The sequence below is a fragment of the Eudoraea algarum genome (assembly GCF_050589645.1).
Lineage (GTDB): Bacteria > Bacteroidota > Bacteroidia > Flavobacteriales > Flavobacteriaceae > JBNGOQ01.
In genome coordinates this window covers 406,435-432,191 of the sequence record NZ_JBNGOQ010000003.1, presented here as the reverse complement: position 1 = coordinate 432,191, position 25,757 = coordinate 406,435, and the positions used below count along the sequence as shown (strand labels likewise).

The following is a 25,757-nucleotide window of genomic DNA, read 5'->3' as shown; positions in this document are numbered from 1 at the left end:
GTTCAATCTCACTTTATAAAGGAATTTAGAAGAGATAAATAGGCGTCTGGTGAGACTTTTTCATATCCGGTCTTGCCCAAGACCTCTTCCTGACCGTTGAGGACCAGAACCAAGGGGAAATGTCCCTTTGGGTTATAACGCTCGGCCAGTTGTTTGTTGGCATTTATCTTCTCTTCAGGCAGTTTGTTCGTTTTCTTTCTTGGAAAATCTGCATTGTAGAGAATATAGTGCTGCGAGGCGTAGGCCTTAAAGGCTTCCGATTGCCAAATATTCCGATCAAGTCGTTTGCACGGGCCACACCAATCCGAACCTGAAAAGACCAGCACCAAGGGCTTGCTCTCTTGCTTTGAAGCCAAAAGTGCCTCGGCGTAGTTTCCTTTCCAGTCCTGTCCCAAAAGACAGCACGAAAACAAAAGGGCGGTAATTAGAATACTATGTTTCATATGAGTAGGTTATAAGTACTTTTATTGGGATGTGTCTATTCAAAAACACGTAAAATAGTACCGTTCAATTCAGTATTGAAGATTTTCAGCGGATTGGGAGTTACACTGTTCAACGGAGCTCCTTGCTGATCAAAGCGGGCACCATGGGTAGAGCATCGGTAAATACCACCGTTTTCCTCAAGAAAACGCACCTCTTCGGTCTGTTGATGGCTGCAAACCTGACTGGCCGCTACAAACTGACCCTCTAAGTTCTTAACGACCACCACAAAGTCCTTCAGAATAAAATCGCCGTTGTTCTGCAGTCCAGCGCCTTCGGAGGTGTTCAAATCGATCGTAAAATCAACTCCGGTGGGTATAGGTTTCATATCTTCCGGTGCCACATCATCGCTTCCACTGCTGGAGCATCCGTGAAGGCAAGGGAAAACTACGGCAAAAGCCGCTCCCGCGCCCAAGTTTTTTAAAAACGTTTTTCTTTCCATAGCATAAGGGGCTTAATTATTAAAACAACGTAGGAATTGGGGGATTCGTATACCTTAATATACAAAGGTGCCATATTCACTTTGTATCGTGAGCTTTTTGTGTGGATTTTGTACCACTTTGCCCACTACTTTGGCGGCCACACCAAAACTTTCCGAGATAGCGATCAAATCTTCCGCAATGGCCTCGTTTACATATAATTCCATCCGGTGACCGCAGTTAAAAACCTGGTACATTTCCTTCCATTCGGTACCAGATTGCTCCTGTATTAAACGAAACAGCGGAGGCATCGGGAACATATTGTCCTTAATGATATGCAATTGGTCTATAAAATGGAGGATTTTGGTCTGAGCGCCACCACTGCAATGTATCATTCCGTGAATGGTTTCTGCCGTGTATTCCGAAAGGATCTTTTTAATGATCGGAGCGTAGGTCCTTGTGGGCGATAGCACCAATTTACCTGCATCAAGGGGAGCTTCGGGTACTTTGTCTGTCAATTTCTTGTTTCCTGAATAAACCAGGGCCTCGGGCACCGCGGCATCATAACTTTCGGGGTATTTTTTCGCCAAGTACTTGGCAAACACGTCGTGCCGGGCAGAAGTGAGTCCGTTACTGCCCATCCCGCCGTTGTACTCCTTTTCATAAGAGGCCTGGCCAAAGGAAGCAAGACCAACGATCACATCGCCCGCCTGTATGTTGGCATTGTCTATGACATCGGCCCTTTTGATGCGTGCAGTAACCGTTGAATCTACGATGATGGTACGTACCAGATCGCCCACATCTGCCGTCTCCCCACCTGTGGAGTGTATGGTAATGCCGTGAGCGGACAAATCCGAAATGAGCTCTTCGGTACCTTGTATTATGGCTGCTATGACCGCTCCGGGTATCAAATTTTTATTTCGACCAATGGTGGAGGACAACATGATGTGATCTGTGGCCCCCACGCAGAGCAGATCGTCCACATTCATGATCAGGGCATCCTGGGCGATGCCCTTCCAAACCGAAATATCCCCGGTTTCCTTCCAATACATATAGGCCAAGGAAGATTTGGTTCCGGCACCATCGGCATGCATAATCAGACAGTAAGCATCATCGTTGGTGAGATAATCAGGCACCACTTTACAAAAGGCTTTTGGAAAAAGACCCTTATCAATATTTTCTATGGCCTTGTGCACCTCTTCTTTGGAGGCCGAAACCCCTCTTAAATCATATCTTTTACTATTGGACGAACCCATCTTATGCAGTTTGGGGCAAAAATAGGGCAATCCATAAAAAAAGCCCACAAAATGTAGGCTTTTAAATTAAGGTCGCAAAAGGCCACGGTTTTGGTACCTGGCCTGGGCGTTAACCCCTCACTTTATGAACAGGAGTTCCCGGTATTTGGTGAGGGGCCATATTTGATTGTCCACCAACTGCTCCAATTTATCGCAATGGTATCGAATCTCGTCAAAGTAGGGCCTTACATTATCGCAATAGGCCCTTGCCTTTTTATCGATATTCGTAATGGTATTGGCACTTTTTCTGGCATCGGTCATAGCATCCACCTTTTTCTTTACTTCAGCAATATGTTCGGCTATTTGTTCTATAATGGTTAGCTGCCCGTCGGACAGCTTCTTGTGGGCCGCTCCAAAAATCTCCTTAAGTCCGGTCACGTTGTCAATCAGCTTGTTCTGATAGGCAATTGAAGATGGTAGGATGTGGTTGTTGACGATTTCGTTGAACACACGTCCTTCTATCTGTATATGAAAGATATAGGCTTCCAACTCTACCTCTTGTCTAGCCTTAACTTCCACCTCGCTCATGACATCCATGGATTTAAAGAGTTCCAAGCTCGCTTTAGAGGTAAGTACCTGCAGGGCTTCAGGTGTATTTTTATTATTGCTCAACTTTCTTCTTTTAGCTTCCTTTTCCCACTCAGTGCTATACCCGTCCCCATCAAAACGAATCCGCTTGGAGGTTTTTATGTACTCTCTAAGTACGTTAAAGACCGCTTCGTCCTTTTTCAGGTTTTTCTTGTCCATAAGGATATCCACCTCCTTTTTGAAGGCAATCAATTGTTTGGCCATGATCGCATTTAGGATGGTCATGGGTTTGGCACAATTCGTTTTAGACCCCACGCCCCGCATTTCGAACTTGTTGCCGGTAAAGGCGAAGGGCGAGGTGCGGTTCCGATCGGTATTGTCCAAAAGGATCTCCGGAATCTTGCCCACTACGTTCAGTTTCAATTCCGTCTTTTCCTGGGGCGATAATTTTCCTTGGGACACCCCCTCCAGTTCATCCAAGACATCACTTAGTTGGGCGCCGATAAAAATGGACAAAATAGCGGGCGGTGCTTCATTGGCTCCTAACCTGTGGTCATTGCTGGCCGAGGCAATGGAGGACCTCAACAATTCCTCATACGTATCCACCGCCTTGATCGTGTTTACGAAAAAGGTGAGAAATTGTAGATTCTTCATTGGGGTAGAACCCGGACTTAGCAGATTGACCCCGGTATCCGTAGCCAACGACCAATTGTTGTGCTTCCCGGAACCGTTAATGCCCGCAAAGGGCTTTTCATGAAAAAGCACCTTAAAACTGTGCTTGTCGGCCACTTTTTCCATGACATCCATCAGCAATAGGTTATGGTCTACCGCCAAGTTGGCCTCTTCAAAAACGGGTGCCAATTCAAACTGGTTGGGAGCCACTTCATTATGTCGGGTCTTTACCGGTATGCCCAATTTTGTGCATTCCTGTTCCAAATCGCTCATAAATCGTATCACCCGGTTTGGTATGACCCCAAAATAGTGATCATCCAGCTGTTGCCCCTTAGCGGCCGAATGGCCTATAAGGGTACGGCCGGTCATAATGATATCGGGGCGGGAATGGGCCAGGGCCTTGTCTACCAAGAAATATTCCTGTTCCCAGCCCAAGGTGGCATTTACTTTTGTAACGTTTTTGTCAAAATATTTGGCAACGGCCGTTGCGGCTTCATCAACCGCGTGCAGTGCCCTAAGCAGTGGTGCCTTATTGTCCAGGGCCTCTCCCGTATAGGATACAAAAATCGTGGGAATACAGAGGGTTGTCCCGTAGATAAATGCAGGGGAGGTCGGGTCCCAGGCGGTATAACCCCTGGCTTCAAAAGTGTTCCGGATGCCGCCACTGGGAAAACTGGAGGCATCGGGTTCTTGTTGTACCAATTGGCCACCACCAAACTTTTCCATCCCCTTGCCGTTGGGCAATAGGTCAAAAAAAGCATCGTGTTTTTCGGCCGTTGCTCCGGTAAGGGGCTGAAACCAATGTGTATAATGCGTAGCTCCCATAGAAATGGCCCATGTCTTCATGGCCTCGGCCACCTGGTCCGCAATTTTTCGATCGATCTTGGAGCCGGAAAAAATGGCCGCTTTAACGCTGCTATGTGCTTCCTTGGTAAGGTACTGCAGCATCCGTTCTTCGTTGAACACGTTTTGTCCAAAAAGTTCCGAACGTCTTCCTTTTTCCTCAATGTTTATACGATTTCTCTTATGGCTTTCCGCGATAGCGTCAAATCTGGTTCTAGACATGTCAAATTTTCGTTTGTTCCGGCAAAACTAAGAATTATCGATTTAATAATATATGATCAAAAAAATAAATTTTTGACAAAATACCCTAAAAAAATTGGGGGTGTTGAAAAATAATTCCTTTTTCTTAATTAATTACCCATCAAAAGTTAGGTTAATTCCTGAAAAAACATATTTTTGTCTGTCGTAAAATTTATAATAAATTACCAATATTATGAGTAAAACTAAATTAGAGTATATCTGGTTAGATGGGCATCAACCAACTCAGGAGTTGAGAAGTAAAACGAAAATTGAAGAAGATTTTGGTGGCAAATTGGAAGATTGCCCGATATGGTCTTTTGACGGGAGCTCTACGGAACAGGCAGAGGGTGGATCTTCGGATTGTCTTTTAAAACCTGTTGCCATTTTTCCAGATCCGGAAAGAGCCAATGGTTTTTTGGTCATGTGTGAAGTTTTAGACTCGGATAGCAATCCTCACCCCTCCAACTACAGAGCTACCATAGACGATGATGATAATGACTTCTGGTTTGGCTTTGAACAGGAATACTTCCTAATGGATACCGAAACAGATTTACCCCTAGGATTCCCTAGAGGTGGGTTTCCCGGACCACAGGGCAAATACTACTGTTCCGTAGGAGGTAGATATACATGGGGAAGGGATTTTGTTGAAGAGCATATGGATCTGTGTATAGCAGCAGGAATCAATATTGAAGGTATCAACCAGGAGGTTGCACCGGGGCAGTGGGAATTTCAATGTTTTGCCAAAGGGGCGAAAAAAGCCGGGGACGAAATTTGGGTTGCCAGATATTTGTTAAATAGGCTTACCGAGAAGTACGGATACTATATTGAATTACATCCTAAGCCGGTAAAAGGCGATTGGAACGGTTCCGGGATGCACGCCAACTTCTCCAATACTACCTTACGAACCTGTGGTTCCAAGGAAATCTACGAAAAAATATGTGAGGCCTTTAGACCTGTAGCCATTGACCACATCGACGTATATGGTGCCTTTAATAATGAAAGACTTACTGGCTTGCACGAAACCGCTTCCATTAAGGACTTTAGTTACGGGGTTTCGGATAGGGGCGCATCTATTCGGATTCCTATTATTACGGTAGAAAAAGGATGGAAAGGATGGTTGGAAGATCGTAGGCCCGCTTCAAACGGAGATCCGTACAAAATAGCCGGTAGGATTATTAAAACGGTAAAATCCGCAAATATAGAAGCTCTAGCAAATTAGTATTAATTGTTGATTATATATCTACCGACCCTTGGAATTCCGGGGGTCGGTTTTTTTATACCCTATTCCCTACCCTTTCCGATTAGCCAACGTACACCGTTGCCCGATTGCGTGGTCTATTTCGTCTGACAGAATAGCCATTTTTTATTGAATGGTAAAGTACACGAACACCACATAGACTGCGAGGAGGACCAAGCCGTCCCGCCAGCCCAATCGCAGGCCGCGTGGAAGAAAGACCAAAGGTAGGATCAAAAAGGAAATTCCCAGCATCCAGAAGACATCGTAATACAACAGTCCGTCGTCTACCACACTGATCGGTGTAATGATCGAGGTAATTCCCAATACCGCCAGCAGATTGAAAATGTTGGAGCCAATAAGGTTCCCCAAGGAAATTGCCTTTTCCTTTTTTATGACTGCAATAACCGAGGCCGCCAATTCCGGAATGCTGGTCCCAATGGAAACTACCGTAATGGCAATAACACGTTCGCTTACGCCATAGTACGTGGCCAAGCCCACCGCACCTTCGATCAGTAGTTCGGAACCTCCCCATAGGGCCGCCCCTCCAATGCCCAAATACAAAACCGTCTTATACAAGGGCAAGGGTACGTCATCCTCGGGCAGTTCGTCCACCACTGCGGTCTTTTGAAAACGCAGAAGGTATACCAAGAACAAAAAGAGAAGGACCACCATGACCATGCCTTCATAGCGCTGCAACTGCCCATCAAAGAAAATAAATCCGAAAAACAAGAGGGAAGCCACAGCCATCACGGGCCAATCTGTGGTATAGAAGCTTTTTCTAACATCCATATGCCCCAGGATAACGGTAATCCCAAGTACCAATCCAAGATTGGCAATATTGGAACCCACCACATTGCCCAGCGCCAGATCTGGAAAACCGTCCAGGGCGGCCTTAATACTTACAATAAGTTCCGGGGCCGAGGTGGCAAAGGAAACTACCGTCATCCCGATAACGATCTTGGGGATATTAAGCCTCAAGGATAAGGCCACTGCCGCTTTTAGCAGCCAATTCCCGCCCATGATGAGCAAGGCCAACCCCAGTAAAACAAAAAGAAGATCCTGCATAGGACAAATTTTGGCAAATATAGACTAAGATTTTTGATTTGATATAGGTTTTTACCCCTTGTCTTTTCCTGCCAAAATCGTTTCGAAAAAAAATGAAAATGCCCAAAAACGCCGTTTTTGGAATAAAATGCCCCTTGGAATTTGAAAAACCACTCAAAAACCCTCTTGAATTATTACAAATTGTAATGTTATTTAACAATTAAGATTTCGATTAGAAACTTCTTCCAAGAGAGCATTTGAAATCTTATAATCGAATTCATTTTTTCACTTACAACACTGCATGCAATTGCATTAAATTTCATCAAACCGTTTGGAAATAAGCAATCTTCCGCTATATCTTAAAAAAGTAATCGATTATCATCAACTACTTATTAACCTCTAAAACCTAAGTGAAATGATCACTCTAGCAAAGTTTGTATTGTACTTTATATTGACCATAATCATGTCTAACCTTTAAACCAAATCCATATGCTAACAATTTTAGGAATACTTATCGTACTTGTCGGGATCTTTACCTTATTGGCGAAACCCCTTTTTAAGAACCACAGACTGTTTGACTGGTTTACGCAGCGCAGAAGTTTCCAAATCATCCTTGTAGGCATCGTTATGAGTGTGCTCACCGGCACGTTCTTTTATGCGGAGCCCGGTACCGCCTATGCGGTGCAATATCCTTGGGGAGGGCAAAAGGCTGTTTTTAGGCAAGGGATCCATACCAAGATGTGGGGGCGCCTTATTCCCTTGCAGTTTGAACTACCCATAAAATATGTCATCCCCAACGCCAAGGGTGAACTAGGGGAACAAAGTGAATATGCCAATGTGGATGTAGCCAAGTATTGGGCATTTAGCGACGCGGTGAAGGCACGCATAGCCACTTCCGTGGTTATCAGTATCAACACGGAAGACGATGCACAGTTTCTATCCGTGGCCGATCGTAACAAAACCGAGCAGAACCTGATTCGCTCCCGTATCATTCCAAACATTGACCAATCCATTAAAAACACCTGTAAGCTTATGGACGCCCAGGACTATATCTCTGGACAGGCGTCTGACTTTGACCGGTATTTTAAGGATCAGCTGGAAAACGGCATGTATGTGCTGGAAGAGTACTTGACCAATGAACGCAAAGAAATCATCGGCGACAGCGCTACCGTGCGCACCGTAGTAAACAAACAGCGCAAGCAGAAACGTTATCGGATCAAAATGCAACAGGGGACCGCGGTCCGGGAAGAGGGCAATTCCCTTAAAAGTTATGGCCTTACCGTGGTGCAGGCCGTAGTTACCGAAATAGATTGGGAAGAGACCTTTGACAATCGTCTGCAATTGCAAAAAGAGGAAGTGGCCCAGACCCAACTCGAGAAGCAGCAGGCCGAACGGGAATTCTATCGGGCACAAAAGGAGAAGGCCCGTGGTGAAGCCGAGAAAGCTGCCGAACGCGCCCGCCTGGAAAAGGAGCAGATCCAAAAGACCATCGCCGCCGAGACAGAGGCCAAGGTAGCCGAGTTCAACTTGGTGAAGGAAAAAAAGCAGTTTGAAGTAGAAAAGTTCAAGGCCCAGAGCAAAAAGGTGGCAGCCGATGCCGAAGCCTATCAGAACGCCAAATTGGTCAATGCCGGACTTACACCTCAGGAGCGTGCCGAATGGGATTATAAAATGGCCGTTGGGGTAGCCCGTGAACTCAAAGAGCTTAACCTACCAGAAATCTTTATCGAGGGGGGTGATGCCAAGAGCGGCGACGCCAATTTGTTGCAATCCTTGATTGGGGCAGATCTAGCCAGGAAAATGATGGAAAACGATAACAAGTAATGCCTTTGTTTGGAAAAGCCTGTATGAAAAGTGCTTAAAAATTGAAACTGTCACTTCGAGCGCAGTCGAGATGCTCAATAAATTAATAGTTTAAAAAGTTCTCGACTGCGCTCGAACAGACATTCAAACACTTTTCATACAGGCTACTTTTATCTATTTGAGGTAACTTAATCTATTCCCCAATTTTTTGCAGAAAGGCGATATCGTTCTCCACCGTGAGCAAAAGCAGGCTTGTGGCCGTACAGAAAACCGGACTGGTAATACAGTGATGGCCGTTCCAACTGCCGTCCTCATTTTGAATTTTTAAAATCCTCCCGCTCATATCATCATACCATTGCTCCCACTCCTTATCTTGGTTTACGACCATGGATTCTCCCGTCTGTAAAAAACTTAGAAACTCCTCTCCCCCATTATTGCCAAAACCAGACATTACATCATCCCTCTGGGCGGTTCGTTTTGCGGACTGATATACTTCGTACGCCGTTGCATGCTCCAACGCCTCGGCCTTGGTATACCCTGAGCGTTCCAGATTGGCCGCATTAATTTTCGCATCCTTATCCAATTTACCCTCAGCTTTCGCTTTGTTAATAGCTGCTTCCGCCTTGCGGGCTTCTTTGGCACTTGCCCTAACACTTCCACTTACCGCATAAAGCATTATTCCTGCGCCGTCATCTGTTTTTACCGTACCGGTCTTTTCGTCGTAGTTGCCCTTTTGATAGTTACGGGACCGTTCCATCACCACCGAATCCACGGCAGCACCCACGGCCATGGCCGATTCCAATGCACTATTGGCCATACCGCTTTGCAACACTCCGGCCCATCCGGCTCCTTTTTGCCTGCCTTCGGCATCTGTTCCCCCCTCTATTCGCGCAATGCAGATATCCAGGCAGCGAACTACCCTTTTTCTGTCCATCCCCGCCAACTCTCGTTCCAGGACATTGGTAAGGAACTGGGCGGTAAGCACGGCGTCTATATTCTCGCCCAACTTGGTTTGGATCTGGGTGTTCCTGACCTCTGTAATATAAGGGCTATCATCTGCTACATTTTCCACGGTCTCCAACAAAAAGCCCAACGCTTTTTTGAGGTTCGGGGCGTGCTTGCCCTTTTTTAGGGTATTTCCACTTCTTAACAAGGCCATCCCAACAATAGCCGTGGTGGCGGGATCCGCCTTTACCGCGTGTGGATCTCTAATATGTTGTGCACTATGGCTCCCAGCACCATATCCCCCATTGGGCAATTGTGCCTTGGAAAGCCAAGAGAGCCCATCACCGATGGCCAGCGCCAAGTTTCCATTAGTCTTATACTGGTTAAAGCCTTGAGAGGATTGCTCCCCCATAACCGTCATAAATACGCATCCTGCTTCGGGTTCTAATGTTCGCACGGGTTTCTGGTCCGTCGTCCTAAAATTGGAGGCAAAAAAACCACCGATTATCAGGGTGGGCAAGAGTAAAATTGTCCATTTTGTTTTCATGTCAAAAAAATTTAAATTCCTGTCTAAGCTAGCATGCACCGGAAACCTATCAAACCGATTTTTAGTGTAGTGCCCTTCTTAACGAGCCATTGGTGAAATTCAGTTAGGTAAGTGTTTGAAGAAACGGCAATGTATGAAGTCGGACACAATACTTATCTTTGAAAAACGGCTAACCTAAACCGAGTACGATGAGAAAGTCCTTTTTTATGTTTTTGTCGAGGGTAAACAAACTCCTTTTGCCCTCGTATTCAAAAAGACAGCTTGACCTCTCCAAGGCCTCTAAACTGCAATTGGCCATCATTGGCTGGCGCTATTATGTGACCACCAATGCCCTGGAATAATATAGGGCAGGCTGCCTTTATTTTGGCCTTCCTTATTTTGTGGAAAGTTTAAAAAGAAATATATTTGCAGCCCGTTATCGGTAAAGCATAAGGCCTCGTGGCGCAACTGAATAGCGCATCTGATTACGGCTCAGAAGGTTACAGGTTTGAATCCTGTCGAGGTCACTACAAGCAGAACGTCCATTACGCAAGTAATGGGTTTTTTGTTTTATGGAAAGATGGAAAGCTAATGCTTTCCAATCTTGTAATAAAATAAAAGGTATGGCGAAGCCATAAGGCTTTCTATTTGCAAAGGGGAATTCAAGGGAAAACCGAAGGTAATCCTGTCGAGGTCACAGGGAGGAAACTCCAAACGAATAAAAAACCTTGCAAAATCTATGATTTGCAAGGTTTCGTTGTTTTTGGACAATCATATAATTTGAATTGATTTGATATAATATGTCAACAAATCGGTCAACAGATTTTAAACTTTATTATGGCGTTCTTCAAGTATCACAATACTCTGGTCTATAAATCCTATTGATTGACCTATTATTCCCAACCTTTATCTAGTGTTTCTTTCAACTTTGTTTTCATAAAATCTAGAACTATGAAAACGAAAATCATGTTAATGATCCTTGTAATGTTCTTAGGCATTCAAGGTGTCAAAGCTCAAGATATGGAGAGAAAAGAACCCAACCTTCAGGCATCTTATGAAATCGAAATTGATGCACCCATAGAAACCGTTTGGAATGCACTTGCTGTGGACTACGGAGGCATCGGCAAATGGGCCTCGGGAGTAAACCATGTGGTCGAGTTCAGCGGCGAGGGAGGCGATGCCAAACGATTTTGTTCCATCAGTGCTGCCGGATTCAATGACACAAGAGAACGTGTCATCAAATGGGAGCCTGAGAATTACTATTTCGAGTACGAACTCTATGAAGGGCTACCAGGCTTCGTCAGATACTCTATCAACAAAGACAAGCTTACGCCTAAGGGCGACAAGACCATCTGGACATCCTACAACGATATGCGTGTTGGAGGTTTTATGGGACTCACCATGAAATGGATGATGCGTAAACAATTGACCAAAGTACTTCAGAACAAGGCCGAAGAACTAAAACATTTCGTAGAGACGGGTGAACCCCATCCCCGAAAGGTGGAAATTATGGGGAAGAAGGTGTCAAAAGATACCAAAATGAGGAAAAAAATCGCCGTTGTGGAGGTCGAACAAAAAATCGATACCCCAGTAGAACGCGTTTGGGAAATCATAGGGGAGGGTTTTGCAGACGTTGCAGACAGCAATCCCAACTGTCCCTATTCCGAATGGTCATCAGGACATAACGAACCCAAAGTGGGCGCTATGCGCATCATGTACATGACCAATAATCGTGAAAAAAAATACTTCGTAGATAAAATAGCAAAATACGACCCTGAAAACCATCACATCACCATTGAAATAGTGGATAAGAAAGGCTTCGGCAACCTGAACATCGACTACAGCTGGGTCAATATGGACGCAACCAAAATTTCAAACAATAAAACCTTACTAAAAATTCGTTTTAACTATCTTACCAGGCCGCGATTTTTTAAAAGTTTGGCCAAAGCACCCATGCGCAAGGCATTTCAACGTTATGCCCATGGTATAGATTACCACGCCAAGACCGGTGAGAAAGTAACGGAGCAGAAATGGAAGAAAATAAGGCATCTATATAAATAAGACCTCTTGATTTTGACACAGCGACATTTAGAATTGGGTGGAAGGGCCGTCATCAGCCATTTCACCTTTTCACCGCCATTGGTGGCTGCATCCGATTTGGGTAATTCGGCCTGCTTTATCTTTCCCATAAACACCAAAGGCAGTCTTTATCGCGCAGATGGTAAAACCGAGGTAAGTGAAGGACAGGGTGTCTTGATGAAATGCGGCACCTATGTCAACAAATGGCATGGTACTACCGAAGATAAAGTAGCGGAAGTGGTCCTTTTGCGATTGCACCCTGAGGTGATGCAGTCCATATTGGAATCAGAGGCCATTGGAAAACTAGACACATTCGCATCGTCAAAAAAGTCGAATGCACTAGTGGATTTGGATGTGCTATTAAAGAAATATTTGGATGGCCTTTTCTTCTATTTCGACAATCGGGAGTTGGCCACCGAAGAACTGGTAGCACTGAAGATTAAAGAGTTGACCTTGCTGCTCGTCAACAGCCGAAATCCCAACCCCATCCTAGAGCTGCTTTCATCTTTATTTGACAGGGAAAGTTATACCTTACATGAAATTGTCGATGCCAATGTTTTTGAGGACGTGTCACTGGATGAAATGGCGGCCATCGCCAACATGAGTCCATCGACCTTCAAAAGAAAGTTCAAAATAGAATTCAATACGACTTTCTCCCGCTATATTGTTGCTAAAAGGTTGGAAAGGGCCAACAGACTGCTACGAAATTCCAAGGCTTCTGTCTCTGAGATTGCCTATGATTGCGGCTTCAATGACCCTGGTTATTTCTCAAAATTGTTCAAAAGGCATTATAATTTATCTCCCACTTTGTTCAGAGAATCAACTGTGTAAAAAGGGTCAAAAACGGAAAATTTTTGACCCTTTTTAATCAGAATAATGAGTTCGGGGCTATTTAGAAGCCATTATTGCCACATTATTCATCATCTCACCAGAAGCCTGATTGAGGAAACCATTGAACTGCTCCTCCGTCATCTGTGGGTTTTGCATAAACTTCTCATAAGTAGATGTCCAAACGATCATCGATTTGTTGTACCCTAAATCAACGACTTTAAAATTACTGACCATTCCAGCCGCAGGCACACCTTCCACTACCGCATAGGTATAGCTTCTGGTGGCATCATCAAAAGCTAGGATATTTTCCTTGAATTTGCCCTTTCCATCCGGGGCGGTACAAACACGGCTTCCTCCCGCACCTTTAGGCCCAGTGAATTCGACTTTACCAACAAAACTTGAAATTTCATCAATATTGTCAAGTTTTCGCAACTCGTTCCAGACTTTGTCGGCAGATGCTTCCACTATTTTGGTTTTAGTGATTTTGGCATCAGCATTTTGAGCGTTCATTTGTGTAAAACCAAAGGCAACGAATGCTGCCAAGGCTATCATTTTCACAGTTTTCATTATATTATTAATTAGTGATTATACTTCCTTTGGATGCACCATAAAAATTGTGTGACAGGTTTTGCTATTTTTTTATTTAAAAAAGTTGTCACAGCTTTCGCGAAAGCGCATCTAAATAATAAAGTGTACGATGGACAATCCGTTTTTAAAAGAATATAAAAGCGACAAGACCGATGAGCAATTGGTTTCGCTGGCCAGGACTGGTGACAAGCAGGCATTGGAAGATTTGATATTAAAGCATCAACCTTACATCTACAATATTGCCTGGAAAATGGTGCGCAATCCTGCGGATGCACAAGATCTTACCCAGGAAGCCACCATAAAGATCATTACCAACCTATCAAAATTTGAAAGTAGGAGCGCCTTCAGGACCTGGGCCTATCGTATCGTGGCCAACCATTTCCTAATGTCCAAAAGGAGACCCAATGAATCGGTCTTTGAAAGCTTTGATAAAATGGCCCAAGGGCTCGATATGACACCAGACCAACCCCTTACCCCATTGGAGCAGGAAGAAAAAAAGCAATTTATCAGAGAGATGAATTACAGCTGTATGAGCGGAATGCTTTTATGCCTTACCCGCGAGCAGCGACTGGTATATATAGTAGGCGAAATGTTCAATGCAGACCATACCATTGGCTCCGGGATTTTGGATATTTCCAAGGACAACTTCCGGCAGAAACTCTCCCGTGCACGGCGGGACCTCTTCAATTTTATGAACGAAAAGTGCGGGTTGGTCAACAAAGCAAACCCTTGTCGTTGCCATAAAAAAGTGACCTTCGCTATGGACAATGAGGTTATCGACAGCAAAAACCTTCTGTTTAATCGAAAGGAATATTCAAACTTTAGAAATTACATTAAGAAGGATGCCGATGAGATGCTGGACATTGTGGACGAAAAATATGCGGAACTCTATGGTCAATTACCTTATAAGGCGGACTTTGACAAGAAAACCTTTTTGGAGGATATCTTGAACGACAAGCATATCAAAGACCTGATGAAACTGAACTGATGATGTCACTTCCAAAAATCTTTACCATAGCCAGCACCCTATTGATAACATCTTGGTTTCCTATGACAGCACAAAAAAGCAATTTTAAAAACGAGTACCTCAAAAAGCTGAAGAACAGCCTGGAATATACGCTTGATGTAGCCAATAAGATGCCAGAAGCACATTACAATTATAAACCCATAGAGGATGTCCGCTCCTTTGGTGAGCAACTTGTTCATATTGGAGAGGGGATGGCCTATATCGGCAACTCGGGACTGTCGTTCCAAACTGTAAAACAACCCAATTCTAACAACAAAGAAGAGGTTATTTCTTATTTGAAAGCTCAATACGGGGCTTTACAGAACGCTATTGAAAATAAAGAACAATCTTACTTTGAGGAGACCACTTCTTTTTGGGCAGGTCGAATGACCAGGAGAAAAATTTTAAATATCGTTTTCGACCACTGTACCCATCACCGAGCACAGGCAATTGTTTGTTTACGTATGAAAAACATTAAATCTCCTAATTATGTCGGTTGGTAATTTTCACCCCTTGATGGAAAGACCTGAACACTTGTTCAGGTTTTTTTATGCAAAGTTGTCACATTAACCTTCCTTTTGAATCTAAAAGTCAAATAAAGTCAATCCAAACCCTTTGTTTTCCTGATAATAAATAGGCAAAAAACACAAATGTAGCTTCATATGAAATTTAAAAAATCCTTACAGATAAATGCCCCAGCTTCCAAAGTTTGGGAAGTGCTCTACACCAACTATGGCAGTTCTTGTGATTGGGCGAGCACGGTAAATGAATCCAAAGAACGTGAAGTTCAGAATAGCGCATACATAGGCAGAACCTGTTCAACCGTTTTTGGTGACGTTAGTGAAATCATTGACCGGGCCGATGAGGAGCGGATGGAGCTGCAATATCATTTGGATGATACTCCCTTTATTATGAAGGCCGCCACTGCCAATTGGAAAGTAAAATCTTTAAGTATCAACACCTCGGAAGTTACCATGGACTTGGATGTGACACTTGCAACGGTCCCTGGCTTACTTATGGGTTGGATGATAAAGCCTAAGATGCGCAAGGACCTCTATCAAACAATGGAAGACCTGAAATACTATATCGAGACAGGAAAACAATCAGAAGCCAAAATAAAATCTGACCAAAAATACTTTAAGAAAAAAGTAAAAAAGCCGCATAATCCCTAAACTATTAGCAATGAAAAAAATAACAATGAAAGTATTGGTCGTTCTGATTCTGGCCCTAACCATCGCCTCTTGCCAACAAAAAGCTGAGAAAGTGGAAAAGGAAGTTATCAAAGAGGTTTATAAACCCACTGACATACAGGTGCTGAAAGCACAGTACGAATTACAGGCCGGACTATTCTCAAAAAACCTAAACGATATCTCAGATACCGAGGCCGACAGACGCATCAACAATGCCAATAGCCTGGCATGGATTGCTGGCCATATGGTAGACATTCAATATAACTTGGCCATGCTATTGGGGCAGGCTACTGAAAATCCGTATGCCGAGCAGTTTGCCTTCGGAAAGGCTTTTGACCCCAAAGCAGACCATCCGTCCCTTTCGAAAATGAGGGAAGATTTTGATGTCTTGATCCCCAAAATCGCCGAAGCCCTGGGCAACCTAACTGAAGAACAATTGGATTCGGCAGCGCCCTTCCCACTGCCATTTCCTGAACAGACCGTGCGTGGGCTGTACGGCTTTCAAATGCATCATTTGGGATATGAATTAGGTCAGATTGGTCTTTACAGAAAGTTCTTGGGTAAAACACCATTTAGTTATCAATAACAATTAATTCTAGACATAAAAGAAAATGAAAACAGACTAATTATAAATCTAATGCTAACTCTCAGATAAAAAAAGTCAAAAAATCATTTTGACATACAGGAAAAATTAAAGTTATGAGCTAGTTTGAGTATAATTTAATGGTTATTGCGCTTTCGCAATGGTAAACTATACTTGTTTTATAATGATTTTTGGGAAGGGAAACCATTTAATACTATCGTGCCGTGGTTAAGCAATGAGGCGGAAATGGAAAAGTTGGCTGTAACCAATTGGAGTAAAAAAAATCAATAAATTTTTGTGATAAATGAAATCCAATTAATACTAATTATATAGTAAGACTTTAGAATTTTGCGCAGAATATAATGAATTTACAAATACTTTATTTTGCCCTTTCTGCATCTAACAAGCTTCACTACTATCAAAAAGTGAAGCTTGTCTTTATTCAAAACTTAATATGATTAAAATGAGAATTGGAATACTTGGAATTGGTGGAATTGGTGGTTTTGTTGGTGCACCGTTGGCAAAACACTACTATCCTGAAAATGAAAATGATATCGAAATCATTTTTATCTGCAGAGGAGACACAAAAGAAGAAATTGTAAAAAATGGACTCACAATCAAATCCCGAGATAAGATTGAAAATGTTCGTCCTCATTTAGTTTCCGATAATCCAATAGAAATAGGAATTTTAGATGTTTTATTGGTAACCACGAAATCCTTTTCACTAATAGATGCCATAAACAGCTATAGAAGTTGTTTAGATACGCATAGCACCATCATAACTTTGCAAAATATGGTCAACGCCAAAGAAGTTATAATTGAAAACTTTGGTAATAATGAGTTCAACATTTTGGATGGATGCATTTATGTAGCATCTAACATAAAAAAACCAGGTTATGTTGAACATTTAGGAGGACCAGGTAAAATCTTTATAGGAGGCAATTTGCTAAAAACACATGAAGTTTTAATTAAGGTTTTTAAGGATGCAGAAATTGATATATCATTTGTAAAAGATATGGAAACAGTTTTGTGGAAAAAGTATCTTTTTGTTGCGCCGGTGGCAGCTATTACTACGGCCTACAATGTAACATTTGGAGAACTTCTTATTGATGTAGAACTAATGTTGTCCCTAGAGAATATGATGTACGAACTGAGAAAACTGGCCTCAATAAAAGGAATAGATTTGTCTGAAATGGATATACAAACTTCTATAGGGTTACTTTCCAAATTTCCCTATGAAGCCAAGTCTTCATTGCAACTAGATTATGAAAAAGATAACCTCAACGAAAAATATTACTTGGTAGATTATATAATTGAGGAATGTGTAAAAGAGAATGTTGATTATCCTTTTTACAAGTTAACCAATATTAAAATAAATCAATAGTCTTATTTTAAAAAAAATTATAACTAATGATTTATGAATGTTGATGCAGTGCTATGGGATTTTGACGGAACATTAGTGAATTCAGTTCCAAAGAATATTGATATTACCAAGGAGATTCTTTCAGTAGTAACACCTAGGCTAACAGGAGAAAACTTACCAGATGCCTTAAAAAGTGAAGATTCGTACCATATTGCCAATCATCAATCTAAAAATTGGCAAGATTTATATATAAATTATTACGGAATGTCCGAGGTTGAAATGATTGAAGCTGGGGCTTTATGGACAGAATATCAGCTTAAAAACACAATCCCTGTAAAGTTATTTTCTGATATTAAACATACTATAAGTAAAATTCATGTACCCCAGGGTATTTGCTCTCAAAATGCATCGGATAACATTAAATGTGTTTTAAAGGAAAATGGCTTACTTGATAAGTTCAACTCAATTATTGGTTATAATGATATCCCAAATAATTATCAAAAACCAATTCCTTTTGGCGGAATAAAATGTTTACAGCAAATATTCGAAAATACCGCTAACAAAACTATTATTTATATAGGAGACCATGAAGGTGATATTGAATTTGCAAGAAATATTGAAATGAAATTAGATAATAATAGTAAAGTAATTGCTGTTACTGCAAAATACAGCAGTGCTGACACAAGAGCGTGGACATATAGACCTGATTTTGAAATTGAAACCCCCAGTGATTTGCTTAAAATATTATAATTTTTATTTCTTGAGACTCTATTTCTTTTCTTTCATTTACTTTTTTTAATCTCTACTATAATAAGTATTTTTCTTTGATAATATTTAAGTGATGTAACTCATGTCCAATAATTGATTTGAGAAAGTCTTCAAGCGTAATTTCATAATCTTTAGCCCAGCCTGTATTTTTTAATTGAATTTCCGATAAGGTTTCAATAAAACTTATAGATGCTTTCCGAACATTTAGAAAATCGACTAGTAAAAGTTGCATTTCCAAATCATCAAAACGACTTTGGTTAATAAGAAAATCTTGGTCATAACCCCATAATTGTGTTTTCTCATTTCTACTTAACTGAAATGCTCTGAACATTTTTATTCTTTCATGGTCGGTTATATGTCCTATTATTTGTTTTATACTCCATTTATTGGGTTCATAGCGGTATATGACTCTATCCTCAGGAATTGATTTTAAAAAATCGAAAGTTGATATTGTAGTAAAAAGTGTTTGTAAGCTATCACCATTAACCAAGTCAAAATAATAAGGGAAACCATCTGCTGGTGTATACATCATAATTTCAATTCATCATTAGTGTAACTTGTAACATACTCTGTTCTCTTCTTAATGTTGTTTCATTTTATTTCTCTTTTTTGCACTAATAAATAACGTAATACTTAAAAGTAAAAAAGCAACTCCAAAGCCCAGAACTCCAATGTTAATTCCAGCTAAAGTTTTTTCACTTCCGTCTAGATACTTCATGGAGCCTCCATATGTTTCTTTCAACATATAAGCTACTAAAAAACCTCCAGTAATAAACATGCTAAGGAGTGTAGATATCCATTTATCTCTCTTCTTCCAAACCAACCAGAGGCACAATACTCCAATAACAGAATTAGTAATTAGTTGCCAAACTTCGTGAATTCTAACATGAGGTGTCCAATCTGGATTAAATACATGTGTATTATTTATTTCCAGATACGGAACTGCAATAGCATAAAGTATTACACTAAAGGTTACCGTTAATTTTTGCATAGTATATTTTATTTTGAGTTAAACTATCTTGGGGTAGTTTATACCTACACTAAGGTTTCTCCACATTTATTATATTATTGTACCATTCAGAAAGAATTTCATTTAATCTTTGTGGCTGTTCTAAAGGAGCAACATGTCCACAGTCTGATATAATTTTGAAAGTTGAATTTGGTATAGCCTCTGCAATTTCTTTCATTTCTTCAGGCGTAGAACCTATGTCATCATTCCCAGCAACCACTAAAACAGGGATTTTTAAATTTGAAAGGTTAGATGATTCATCTTCTCTATTTCGAATGGCTTTGTAACCAGCAATAACAACTTCCTGAGAGGCTTCACGCATTTGACAAATATATTTCTGTCTTATCTCATCCTTTGATTTTGGGCTTAATAAACGGTCGGCAAAGTCATCAATAAACTCCAATAATCCACCTTTTTCAATACCAGCAATCGTAATATCTCTTTTCCTCTTATCTTCATCAGTATCTATTATAGCACTAGTATGTATTACGGTCATACTTTTCAGAATGTTATTATAACGACGAGACATATTTAACGTTATAGACCCTCCCATGGACATTCCTACTATATGTACAGGAGCAAGGTTATTATCATTAATATATTGATAAACATAATCGGAATATGAGTTTATAGAGTGATTGAACTCGTATTGACTCAAGTTTTTACCATATCCGGGTAAATCAATTGCATAGCAATTATAATCCTTATTTAAAGCGCTTACTTGAGATTTCCATATAGAAGAACTCATTGGAAATCCATGAATAAAAAGTATATTTTCCTTGGTTTCTGTGCTGTCCATTACATTCATTTGATTATTCTTATTTTTCGAACTCTGATTGATACAAGAGTTAGCGGAAATACCGATAATAAAGCTAAAAACTATTAGTTTTATCAATGAATTAAATTTCTCATCAACTAATTGCTTCATTTTCATATAAACCTTTTTTATATTATTCTACAAAAACTATGAGGTAGTTTTTTCATCAGATAGAGCAAATTTTACGGCGGCTTCGGCATGAATTTTGGTTGTATCAAAAAAAGGCAATCAAATATCAGATTCTTTAATTAACAGCGGTATCTCTGTACATCCTGCTATAATTCCTTCAGCTCCATCATTTATTAATTCTTTAATAATTGATAAATACTTCTCTTTAGTTTTTGTTCTGATTATGCCTTTTCCCAGTTCGCTAAAGATAGTATCATGAATAAATTCCTTATTTGAAATACTTTTCGGAATCAACACTTCTATTCCTTGCTCATCTAGTTTAGATTTGAAAAAATCATATTCCATCGTAAACTTTGTTCCTAAAAGACCAATCTTTCTCAATCCATTTCTTTTGATTTCTAGAGCTGTAGATGTAGCAATATGAATTATAGGAATATTAATTTCTTTTCCAATTTGGTCAGCAATAAAATGGATTGTATTTGCACAAAGGACTATACCCTTGGCACCGCTTTTTTCCAGTTTTTTTGAAGCAATAACGACCATCTTCAAAGTGGAATTCCAATCATTTGCATCATTATTATCTTTAATTTTCTGATAATTAAAAGAATAAATCATGCATTCAGCGTAGTTTAGATTGCCTAATTGTGCATTTATTCCTTTATTTATTTGTATATAATAATCTCTTGTTGACACCCAACTAATACCACCAATTGGTCCTAAAACTCTCATTATTCCTAAGGTTTTAGTTGAAAAAGCCCATTAACATCTACACTAAATACTCTTGATAATTTAAGTCCTATTATCAAAGAGGGAACCTGCTTTTGATTCTTTATATTAGAAAGTGTTTGTCTTGAAATATTAAGTATTGAAGCTAATTTTTGTTGTGAAAAATTATTAATCTTTCGATACTCTTTTATTCGATTAATCATCAAACTTTAAAAATCCTTTAGGTGAATAACCAAAACCATAGTGCAAATCCTATAGCGCTCAAAATAAAAAGTAAGATTCTATTTACTGTTTTCGATGTCGTAATTGTCTTATTCTGATTCATAATTTTTTAGATTTAAAATATTTTTCTTGCCCTATTAGTATGTAGTTTTTGTATAAAATCACAAAAAATCATATTTATTTTGTCATTGTAATATTGTAACGAGGAGATTTAGGAATCACACAGGTTTCTTTAAAACCGTAACTTTTGTATAAACCAATAGCAGTTTTCATATGATTGGAAGTTTCTAATAAAATAATTTGAGCCTTATTACTTTTTGCTAATTGTATAAATTGCTCCAGCATTAATTTACCGTACCCTAGTCCTCTATACATTTTGGAAACATACATTTTCTGGATTTTATAACTATCATGATTTCTTTCTTTTAGTAATGCACCGGTAGCTGCCAATTTACCCTGAGAAGTTTCCATAATTAAAAAAGTGTTTTCAATGTTTAAGTAAACCTCGGCAAAGTCCTCTAGGTCTAACTCTGAAGTTGTGGATGAGTACTCAAACCCAAATTCTTTGAGCCCAGTTTTCACTAGTTCAATAATCTTCTCTTTATCCTGTAATGTTGCACTCCGAATATTCATATATCCAATCTTATCAATCTCATTAGTTTAGTTTGAGGAAATAAAATCACACTTTTTAGTTTTTAGAAAAGATATAATAAATGTATGCTGTGATTTTTTGATATGAACATTAACTAATTGGTTGTGAAAAAGTCAAATATCAATAAGAACGCACTATATGAATCACACTTGCTAGAAGATTGGTTCTCACCTAAGATTATTGCCTCTCTTAATAATGAGTATATTAAAGTGGTTAAGATAAAAGGAGATAAAGTTCCATGGCACAATCACGAAAACAGTGACAAGCTGTTCTATTTATTAGAAGGAAAGCTATTAATGGAAATAGAATCATCAAAGGCATTTTATATGAATACCGGTGACTTATTTGTAGTTCAAAAAGGAATTAACCATCGCGTATCTTCTGTAGATGAATGTAAAATCATGCTAATCGAACGAAAGGATACTCTAGTACAGTTTTATCCGAGATTACCAAAACCCTAGATGACCAGGTATATTAATAAAAAACCTAATTAATATATTCTTCATATAACTATTGCACTTTAAAATACTAATATAGCAGTCCCATTTTCGCACTTAACTCCAATCGGTTCTGGTTCAATATCACAAGTGGATATAATTTCCCATTTCCTATTGAATATATCCTCACTGATTCTATAAATCTCAACATATTCTGCAAAAAGTGACATATCGATTTTCTTTGAATATGCCAAATATCCTGATGGACCTCCACAAGATTTTGTCCCGATAGGAGTAATAAGCCAATCCTCGGATGTAGTTCAAATTACACTGCTGGATATAGTTTTAATATCATTTAACAAATCGTCTAGTTTAGATTTATCTGAATCAAAATCCCCATTGAAGACCAATGGAACAGGGTTTATCTTAGTTGAATTTGAATCATCCTCATTATTACATCCTGTAATTAGTAACAAGCTTAGTATCAAAAATAAGTGAGCATTTTTTTTAGATTTCATACTTTATACTTTTAAGATTAATCTATATATCCATTAGTTCCCGGTAAGGATAAATAATACCAAAAAAAATCTGACCTCTTTAAAATTTTAACTTTTCTGAGGAGTATAAATACATCGATATTCTCAAGAAAAATGAAAATATGTGATTTTCTGTCAATTCAGAATACAAATACTGGTGCACCATAAAAAGAAAAAGAATGAACTTTAAAATTTTATATCGCAGCTTACCCTCTATAATGGCTCTGCTGATTTTTTGTTTTGCTTCCTGCCGACCAGATGACCTCCAAAATGATGTTGATTTCCTTATCGGACAATGGGAAGTTGTGCAAATCAAGTCATTTTATGGTGAGTTTATTGAAAATGGACTTAATGGACTTGCAGTAGTTGATGAGGTTGGGAATTTGGGTAATTTTAGTTTCAATGACTTCAACAACATGGAGTACCGACTTGTTAGAAATGATACAGTATATTCCAATAGTGGTATTTGGAGTATACAACAAGATAGATTTCGGGAAATCGGATTCTTCGAAACTACCAAATTATCAATAATAGTCCCAGAAGTTCTTATTTTTGATGTTGACTATGAAAATTCTTCTTCTCCTCATAGGAAAATCCGATTATTTATAGAACCCGACGAATTGGGCTTTGGTGTTGCCGTTGAATTGTTTCTTGAAAAAGTTAAAAAACTACTTTTCTGATTCGGTTTGAAAAATTATCCAGAAGCTCTCTAAAAAAATCTCCAGACTTCATTTTTCATATAGGGTGCATCAAAAGGTTTTTATGAAATTCAAGAGGCAACAATGAAAACTAAATGTATTTTTTATGTTAAGTTCGAGCTATTAATCTTTAATTAGGTTTTATTAAGTAAAATTGATATTGATTTGAAAAAAGTACTTATACTTCCATACCATATTGATAAACTTGATGATTTACACCATCTATCAGAGGGTATTTTGGAAGAATCTATTTACCTTATTTCAAAATCTTCCCAAATAAAAACGGCTTCAAGGACTACTAGTTTATATGTCAAAGCTAATCCCATCCCCTTAGAAAAATTAAAAACCGAGCATCAAGTAGACTATCTTATAGAAGGTAACCTAAAACAAATCAATGGTGAGTACATAATTTTTACTCGGTTGTTTAAGATAGATACCAAAGAGGAACTGTTGGCTTTTGACACTTTGGTTCAAATAGAAAAATGGACTATATCGGTTAAATTGATTGTAAAGAATGTCTTGAATATTATAGATGGTGGTGAATCTAACTTTTCATTTAAAGACACAAGTGATAAGACAAAAGCTAGAGAATATTATTTAAGAGGATTGTATCATTGGCATCGGTATACGTATCCAGAAATGCTTTTGGCTATTTCTTTTTTCAAAAAGTCTATAAAAGAAAACAAGTCCCTGGCAGTATCACATTCAGCAATAGCTGACTGTTATAGTATTATTGGTATCATGGGATATGACAATCCTATTTTGGCTTTTGAAACTGGTAGAAAATTTTCCAATCGTTCTTTGGTTTTAAATAATAAAAGGTCCGAATCTTACGTCTCTGCTGCTTTTATCGATATTTTTTTTGATAGGAATTTTCATCAGGCAGAAATTAACTTGACACAAGCACTAAAATTGAATAGCGAAAACATTAAGGCACATCATGCTTCTGCAATGAACCATATTCATAAAAAACAGTTCAACAAAGCAAAGCATCATGCTGAAATAACCATTAGAGAAGAAGGGTTAGCAATACCTCATTATGCAATGATGATTCGAATCCTTATTTATATGAAGGACTATGTCAATGCTAAAAAGTACATCACTGATGCTTTAAAAATTGACAAGAATGCTCATCCTATTATTGAATTACGTGGATTGACAAATCTCTTTCTGGGGCATATCGAAAGTTCAATTGAAGATTTCAAATATTGTAAGGAGACCGAAAAAAATAATCCTATTTATTATGCATACTTGGCTTTTGCTTTTGCAAAATCTGGCTTCTATGCTGAAGCAATGCAACTAGAAAATGAAGTTCGAGATTTAGATTTACAACAAAATACTGGACTTTTCAATTATGCCATTGGGATTATCAGGTTAGGGTTTAATCAAGAAAAAGAGTTTTTCAAACACATTGAAAGAAGCATTAGGTTTAATCTAGGTCTACTTCCTGGTGAGTTTTTATGTAATCCGATTTTTGATACAATAAGAAACACATTTAAATATACAAGCTTGTTACATTTAATTAACCTAGATAATTCAACTTATAAGACAAATCAAAGGGAGAAGCCATCGCAAATAATCACCATTAATACGCAAACCTCAGAGACATTTGAAATAGACCCGCAAAAGATTCTGTACGCAGAAGGAAATGACAATTATTCAACTCTATATTGGAAAAACATGGGTACAATAGAGAAAAGGACTTTAAGGGCAACTCTTAAAAGTATTCAGTCTCAGTTAAGGGGTTTCGATTATATACAACGGTGCCACAAATCATTTATTATAAACCTTAATAACCATTTAGTGCTTTATGGTAATTCCAAAACATCCTATTTTAAAAGTCCAGACATCCCAATCCAAATACCCGTATCAAGGGCAAGATATAAATTACTCAAAGAGTACATTATAAAGCAGAACTAGCAAAAAAAAGTTCCCATTTACCCCATATTTCCCGATTACCACTCTTCATTCTTTATGCTTAATCAAATTTCCCCATTGTCCACATAAATAATGTAGCGAAAATTTAAGCGGCTATGTTTGTTCAAAATATACTTGTCTTCTATTTAAGTATAGAAAAAAAGAAAATTATAA

28 protein-coding genes and 1 tRNA gene are annotated in these 25,757 nt (G+C 39.2%); 15 read left to right on the top strand and 14 right to left on the bottom strand.

Annotation, left to right across the window (positions count from 1 at the left end; all coding sequences use genetic code 11):
• Positions 1 to 8: 8 nt before the first annotated feature.
• From ACRD67_RS12640 to ACRD67_RS12625, 4 genes are all read right to left on the bottom strand, one after another.
• Positions 9 to 443 (bottom strand): thioredoxin family protein, encoded by a 435-nt coding sequence (locus tag ACRD67_RS12640; protein ID WP_430967515.1) that lies wholly within the window; start codon positions 441 to 443, stop codon positions 9 to 11.
• Between the two features lie 35 nt (positions 444 to 478).
• Complete coding sequence (locus tag ACRD67_RS12635; protein WP_430967514.1) at positions 479 to 922, bottom strand: QcrA and Rieske domain-containing protein; 444 nt, start codon at positions 920 to 922, stop codon at positions 479 to 481.
• Positions 923 to 976: 54 nt separating this feature from the next.
• Complete coding sequence (locus tag ACRD67_RS12630) at positions 977 to 2,155, bottom strand: AIR synthase related protein (RefSeq protein ID WP_430967513.1); 1,179 nt, start codon at positions 2,153 to 2,155, stop codon at positions 977 to 979.
• A 117-nt stretch (positions 2,156 to 2,272) separates the two neighbouring features.
• Positions 2,273 to 4,459: a glutamine synthetase III family protein gene (locus tag ACRD67_RS12625; RefSeq protein ID WP_430967512.1), complete on the bottom strand. Its 2,187-nt coding sequence runs from the start codon at positions 4,457 to 4,459 to the stop codon at positions 2,273 to 2,275.
• 211 nt (positions 4,460 to 4,670) lie between these two features.
• Here ACRD67_RS12625 and ACRD67_RS12620 point away from each other — a divergent pair, with 211 nt between their 5' ends.
• The gene (locus ACRD67_RS12620; RefSeq protein WP_430967511.1) at positions 4,671 to 5,696 is read left to right on the top strand and encodes a glutamine synthetase beta-grasp domain-containing protein; all 1,026 of its coding nucleotides are present in this window, start codon (positions 4,671 to 4,673) and stop codon (positions 5,694 to 5,696) included.
• Positions 5,697 to 5,840: 144 nt separating this feature from the next.
• On the opposite strand, the gene ACRD67_RS12615 is transcribed toward ACRD67_RS12620, so the two are convergent.
• Complete coding sequence (locus tag ACRD67_RS12615; protein WP_430967510.1) at positions 5,841 to 6,779, bottom strand: calcium/sodium antiporter; 939 nt, start codon at positions 6,777 to 6,779, stop codon at positions 5,841 to 5,843.
• A gap of 468 nt (positions 6,780 to 7,247) precedes the next feature.
• Here ACRD67_RS12615 and ACRD67_RS12610 point away from each other — a divergent pair, with 468 nt between their 5' ends.
• Complete coding sequence (locus ACRD67_RS12610; RefSeq protein WP_430967509.1) at positions 7,248 to 8,582, top strand: SPFH domain-containing protein; 1,335 nt, start codon at positions 7,248 to 7,250, stop codon at positions 8,580 to 8,582.
• Positions 8,583 to 8,754: 172 nt separating this feature from the next.
• On the opposite strand, the gene ACRD67_RS12605 is transcribed toward ACRD67_RS12610, so the two are convergent.
• On the bottom strand, positions 8,755 to 10,053 hold the full coding sequence (locus ACRD67_RS12605; protein WP_430967508.1) for a hypothetical protein: 1,299 nt from the start codon (positions 10,051 to 10,053) through the stop codon (positions 8,755 to 8,757).
• A gap of 188 nt (positions 10,054 to 10,241) precedes the next feature.
• Between ACRD67_RS12605 and ACRD67_RS12600 the strand changes: the two genes are divergently transcribed.
• The 4 genes from ACRD67_RS12600 (at position 10,242) to ACRD67_RS12585 (ending at position 12,942) form a co-directional block, all read left to right on the top strand.
• Positions 10,242 to 10,394 (top strand): SsrA-binding protein, encoded by a 153-nt coding sequence (locus ACRD67_RS12600; RefSeq protein ID WP_430967507.1) that lies wholly within the window; start codon positions 10,242 to 10,244, stop codon positions 10,392 to 10,394.
• Positions 10,395 to 10,485: 91 nt separating this feature from the next.
• Positions 10,486 to 10,559 (top strand) — tRNA-Arg (locus ACRD67_RS12595).
• Between the two features lie 493 nt (positions 10,560 to 11,052).
• Positions 11,053 to 12,093, top strand: a complete 1,041-nt coding sequence (locus ACRD67_RS12590) for an SRPBCC family protein (protein ID WP_430967506.1) — start codon at positions 11,053 to 11,055, stop codon at positions 12,091 to 12,093.
• Positions 12,094 to 12,099: 6 nt separating this feature from the next.
• Positions 12,100 to 12,942, top strand: a complete 843-nt coding sequence (locus ACRD67_RS12585; protein ID WP_430967505.1) for a helix-turn-helix domain-containing protein — start codon at positions 12,100 to 12,102, stop codon at positions 12,940 to 12,942.
• Between the two features lie 57 nt (positions 12,943 to 12,999).
• Here ACRD67_RS12585 and ACRD67_RS12580 read toward each other — a convergent pair whose 3' ends face one another.
• On the bottom strand, positions 13,000 to 13,509 hold the full coding sequence (locus tag ACRD67_RS12580; RefSeq protein ID WP_430967504.1) for an SRPBCC family protein: 510 nt from the start codon (positions 13,507 to 13,509) through the stop codon (positions 13,000 to 13,002).
• 130 nt (positions 13,510 to 13,639) lie between these two features.
• Between ACRD67_RS12580 and ACRD67_RS12575 the strand changes: the two genes are divergently transcribed.
• The 6 genes from ACRD67_RS12575 (at position 13,640) to ACRD67_RS12550 (ending at position 18,422) form a co-directional block, all read left to right on the top strand.
• Positions 13,640 to 14,518, top strand: coding sequence for an RNA polymerase sigma factor (locus tag ACRD67_RS12575; protein ID WP_430967503.1), 879 nt, complete (start codon positions 13,640 to 13,642; stop codon positions 14,516 to 14,518).
• 62 nt (positions 14,519 to 14,580) lie between these two features.
• Positions 14,581 to 15,039 carry a DinB family protein gene (locus ACRD67_RS12570; RefSeq protein ID WP_430967502.1) on the top strand — a complete coding sequence of 153 codons (459 nt, stop codon included), beginning with the start codon at positions 14,581 to 14,583 and terminating at the stop codon, positions 15,037 to 15,039.
• A gap of 159 nt (positions 15,040 to 15,198) precedes the next feature.
• Complete coding sequence (locus ACRD67_RS12565) at positions 15,199 to 15,708, top strand: SRPBCC family protein (RefSeq protein ID WP_430967501.1); 510 nt, start codon at positions 15,199 to 15,201, stop codon at positions 15,706 to 15,708.
• A gap of 10 nt (positions 15,709 to 15,718) precedes the next feature.
• Entirely contained in the window at positions 15,719 to 16,312 is a 594-nt protein-coding gene (locus ACRD67_RS12560) for a DinB family protein (RefSeq protein WP_430967500.1), read from the top strand.
• Positions 16,313 to 16,772: 460 nt separating this feature from the next.
• Positions 16,773 to 17,693 (top strand): ketopantoate reductase family protein, encoded by a 921-nt coding sequence (locus ACRD67_RS12555; protein WP_430967499.1) that lies wholly within the window; start codon positions 16,773 to 16,775, stop codon positions 17,691 to 17,693.
• A gap of 33 nt (positions 17,694 to 17,726) precedes the next feature.
• Entirely contained in the window at positions 17,727 to 18,422 is a 696-nt protein-coding gene (locus ACRD67_RS12550; RefSeq protein WP_430967498.1) for an HAD family hydrolase, read from the top strand.
• A gap of 55 nt (positions 18,423 to 18,477) precedes the next feature.
• Here the strand turns inward: ACRD67_RS12550 and ACRD67_RS12545 are convergent, their stop codons facing one another.
• From ACRD67_RS12545 to ACRD67_RS12520, 6 genes are all read right to left on the bottom strand, one after another.
• Complete coding sequence (locus ACRD67_RS12545; RefSeq protein ID WP_430967497.1) at positions 18,478 to 18,972, bottom strand: DinB family protein; 495 nt, start codon at positions 18,970 to 18,972, stop codon at positions 18,478 to 18,480.
• Positions 18,973 to 19,020: 48 nt separating this feature from the next.
• Positions 19,021 to 19,431 (bottom strand): hypothetical protein, encoded by a 411-nt coding sequence (locus tag ACRD67_RS12540; RefSeq protein ID WP_430967496.1) that lies wholly within the window; start codon positions 19,429 to 19,431, stop codon positions 19,021 to 19,023.
• Positions 19,432 to 19,480: 49 nt separating this feature from the next.
• Entirely contained in the window at positions 19,481 to 20,383 is a 903-nt protein-coding gene (locus tag ACRD67_RS12535) for an alpha/beta fold hydrolase (RefSeq protein WP_430967495.1), read from the bottom strand.
• 111 nt (positions 20,384 to 20,494) lie between these two features.
• On the bottom strand, positions 20,495 to 21,124 hold the full coding sequence (locus ACRD67_RS12530) for an aspartate/glutamate racemase family protein (RefSeq protein ID WP_430967494.1): 630 nt from the start codon (positions 21,122 to 21,124) through the stop codon (positions 20,495 to 20,497).
• A gap of 5 nt (positions 21,125 to 21,129) precedes the next feature.
• Complete coding sequence (locus ACRD67_RS12525; RefSeq protein ID WP_430967493.1) at positions 21,130 to 21,324, bottom strand: helix-turn-helix transcriptional regulator; 195 nt, start codon at positions 21,322 to 21,324, stop codon at positions 21,130 to 21,132.
• A gap of 196 nt (positions 21,325 to 21,520) precedes the next feature.
• Positions 21,521 to 21,976 (bottom strand): GNAT family N-acetyltransferase, encoded by a 456-nt coding sequence (locus ACRD67_RS12520; RefSeq protein ID WP_430967492.1) that lies wholly within the window; start codon positions 21,974 to 21,976, stop codon positions 21,521 to 21,523.
• A 123-nt stretch (positions 21,977 to 22,099) separates the two neighbouring features.
• Here ACRD67_RS12520 and ACRD67_RS12515 point away from each other — a divergent pair, with 123 nt between their 5' ends.
• Complete coding sequence (locus ACRD67_RS12515) at positions 22,100 to 22,456, top strand: cupin domain-containing protein (protein ID WP_430967491.1); 357 nt, start codon at positions 22,100 to 22,102, stop codon at positions 22,454 to 22,456.
• Positions 22,457 to 22,752: 296 nt separating this feature from the next.
• Here ACRD67_RS12515 and ACRD67_RS12510 read toward each other — a convergent pair whose 3' ends face one another.
• Positions 22,753 to 22,950: a hypothetical protein gene (locus ACRD67_RS12510; RefSeq protein ID WP_430967490.1), complete on the bottom strand. Its 198-nt coding sequence runs from the start codon at positions 22,948 to 22,950 to the stop codon at positions 22,753 to 22,755.
• A gap of 197 nt (positions 22,951 to 23,147) precedes the next feature.
• Here ACRD67_RS12510 and ACRD67_RS12505 point away from each other — a divergent pair, with 197 nt between their 5' ends.
• Together ACRD67_RS12505 and ACRD67_RS12500 are read left to right on the top strand one after the other, a co-directional pair.
• Positions 23,148 to 23,648 (top strand): hypothetical protein, encoded by a 501-nt coding sequence (locus ACRD67_RS12505; protein WP_430967489.1) that lies wholly within the window; start codon positions 23,148 to 23,150, stop codon positions 23,646 to 23,648.
• A gap of 183 nt (positions 23,649 to 23,831) precedes the next feature.
• Positions 23,832 to 25,586: a LytTR family transcriptional regulator DNA-binding domain-containing protein gene (locus tag ACRD67_RS12500; RefSeq protein ID WP_430967488.1), complete on the top strand. Its 1,755-nt coding sequence runs from the start codon at positions 23,832 to 23,834 to the stop codon at positions 25,584 to 25,586.
• Positions 25,587 to 25,757 lie beyond the last annotated feature (171 nt).

Excerpts from the sequence above, each read along its gene's own strand:
- ACRD67_RS12640 (WP_430967515.1), bottom strand. The coding sequence starts at position 443 with ATGAAACATAGTATTCTAATTACCGCCCTTTTGTTTTCGTGCTGTCTT.
- ACRD67_RS12635 (WP_430967514.1), bottom strand. The coding sequence starts at position 922 with ATGGAAAGAAAAACGTTTTTAAAAAACTTGGGCGCGGGAGCGGCTTTT.
- ACRD67_RS12630 (WP_430967513.1), bottom strand. The coding sequence starts at position 2,155 with ATGGGTTCGTCCAATAGTAAAAGATATGATTTAAGAGGGGTTTCGGCC.
- ACRD67_RS12625 (WP_430967512.1), bottom strand. The coding sequence starts at position 4,459 with ATGTCTAGAACCAGATTTGACGCTATCGCGGAAAGCCATAAGAGAAAT.
- ACRD67_RS12620 (WP_430967511.1), top strand. The coding sequence starts at position 4,671 with ATGAGTAAAACTAAATTAGAGTATATCTGGTTAGATGGGCATCAACCA.
- ACRD67_RS12615 (WP_430967510.1), bottom strand. The coding sequence starts at position 6,779 with ATGCAGGATCTTCTTTTTGTTTTACTGGGGTTGGCCTTGCTCATCATG.
- ACRD67_RS12610 (WP_430967509.1), top strand. The coding sequence starts at position 7,248 with ATGCTAACAATTTTAGGAATACTTATCGTACTTGTCGGGATCTTTACC.
- ACRD67_RS12605 (WP_430967508.1), bottom strand. The coding sequence starts at position 10,053 with ATGAAAACAAAATGGACAATTTTACTCTTGCCCACCCTGATAATCGGT.
- ACRD67_RS12600 (WP_430967507.1), top strand. The coding sequence starts at position 10,242 with ATGAGAAAGTCCTTTTTTATGTTTTTGTCGAGGGTAAACAAACTCCTT.
- ACRD67_RS12590 (WP_430967506.1), top strand. The coding sequence starts at position 11,053 with ATGGAGAGAAAAGAACCCAACCTTCAGGCATCTTATGAAATCGAAATT.
- ACRD67_RS12580 (WP_430967504.1), bottom strand. The coding sequence starts at position 13,509 with ATGAAAACTGTGAAAATGATAGCCTTGGCAGCATTCGTTGCCTTTGGT.
- ACRD67_RS12575 (WP_430967503.1), top strand. The coding sequence starts at position 13,640 with ATGGACAATCCGTTTTTAAAAGAATATAAAAGCGACAAGACCGATGAG.
- ACRD67_RS12570 (WP_430967502.1), top strand. The coding sequence starts at position 14,581 with ATGACAGCACAAAAAAGCAATTTTAAAAACGAGTACCTCAAAAAGCTG.
- ACRD67_RS12565 (WP_430967501.1), top strand. The coding sequence starts at position 15,199 with ATGAAATTTAAAAAATCCTTACAGATAAATGCCCCAGCTTCCAAAGTT.
- ACRD67_RS12560 (WP_430967500.1), top strand. The coding sequence starts at position 15,719 with ATGAAAAAAATAACAATGAAAGTATTGGTCGTTCTGATTCTGGCCCTA.
- ACRD67_RS12555 (WP_430967499.1), top strand. The coding sequence starts at position 16,773 with ATGAGAATTGGAATACTTGGAATTGGTGGAATTGGTGGTTTTGTTGGT.
- ACRD67_RS12550 (WP_430967498.1), top strand. The coding sequence starts at position 17,727 with ATGAATGTTGATGCAGTGCTATGGGATTTTGACGGAACATTAGTGAAT.
- ACRD67_RS12545 (WP_430967497.1), bottom strand. The coding sequence starts at position 18,972 with ATGATGTATACACCAGCAGATGGTTTCCCTTATTATTTTGACTTGGTT.
- ACRD67_RS12540 (WP_430967496.1), bottom strand. The coding sequence starts at position 19,431 with ATGCAAAAATTAACGGTAACCTTTAGTGTAATACTTTATGCTATTGCA.
- ACRD67_RS12535 (WP_430967495.1), bottom strand. The coding sequence starts at position 20,383 with ATGAAAATGAAGCAATTAGTTGATGAGAAATTTAATTCATTGATAAAA.
- ACRD67_RS12530 (WP_430967494.1), bottom strand. The coding sequence starts at position 21,124 with ATGAGAGTTTTAGGACCAATTGGTGGTATTAGTTGGGTGTCAACAAGA.
- ACRD67_RS12525 (WP_430967493.1), bottom strand. The coding sequence starts at position 21,324 with ATGATTAATCGAATAAAAGAGTATCGAAAGATTAATAATTTTTCACAA.
- ACRD67_RS12520 (WP_430967492.1), bottom strand. The coding sequence starts at position 21,976 with ATGAATATTCGGAGTGCAACATTACAGGATAAAGAGAAGATTATTGAA.
- ACRD67_RS12510 (WP_430967490.1), bottom strand. The coding sequence starts at position 22,950 with ATGAAATCTAAAAAAAATGCTCACTTATTTTTGATACTAAGCTTGTTA.
- ACRD67_RS12505 (WP_430967489.1), top strand. The coding sequence starts at position 23,148 with ATGAACTTTAAAATTTTATATCGCAGCTTACCCTCTATAATGGCTCTG.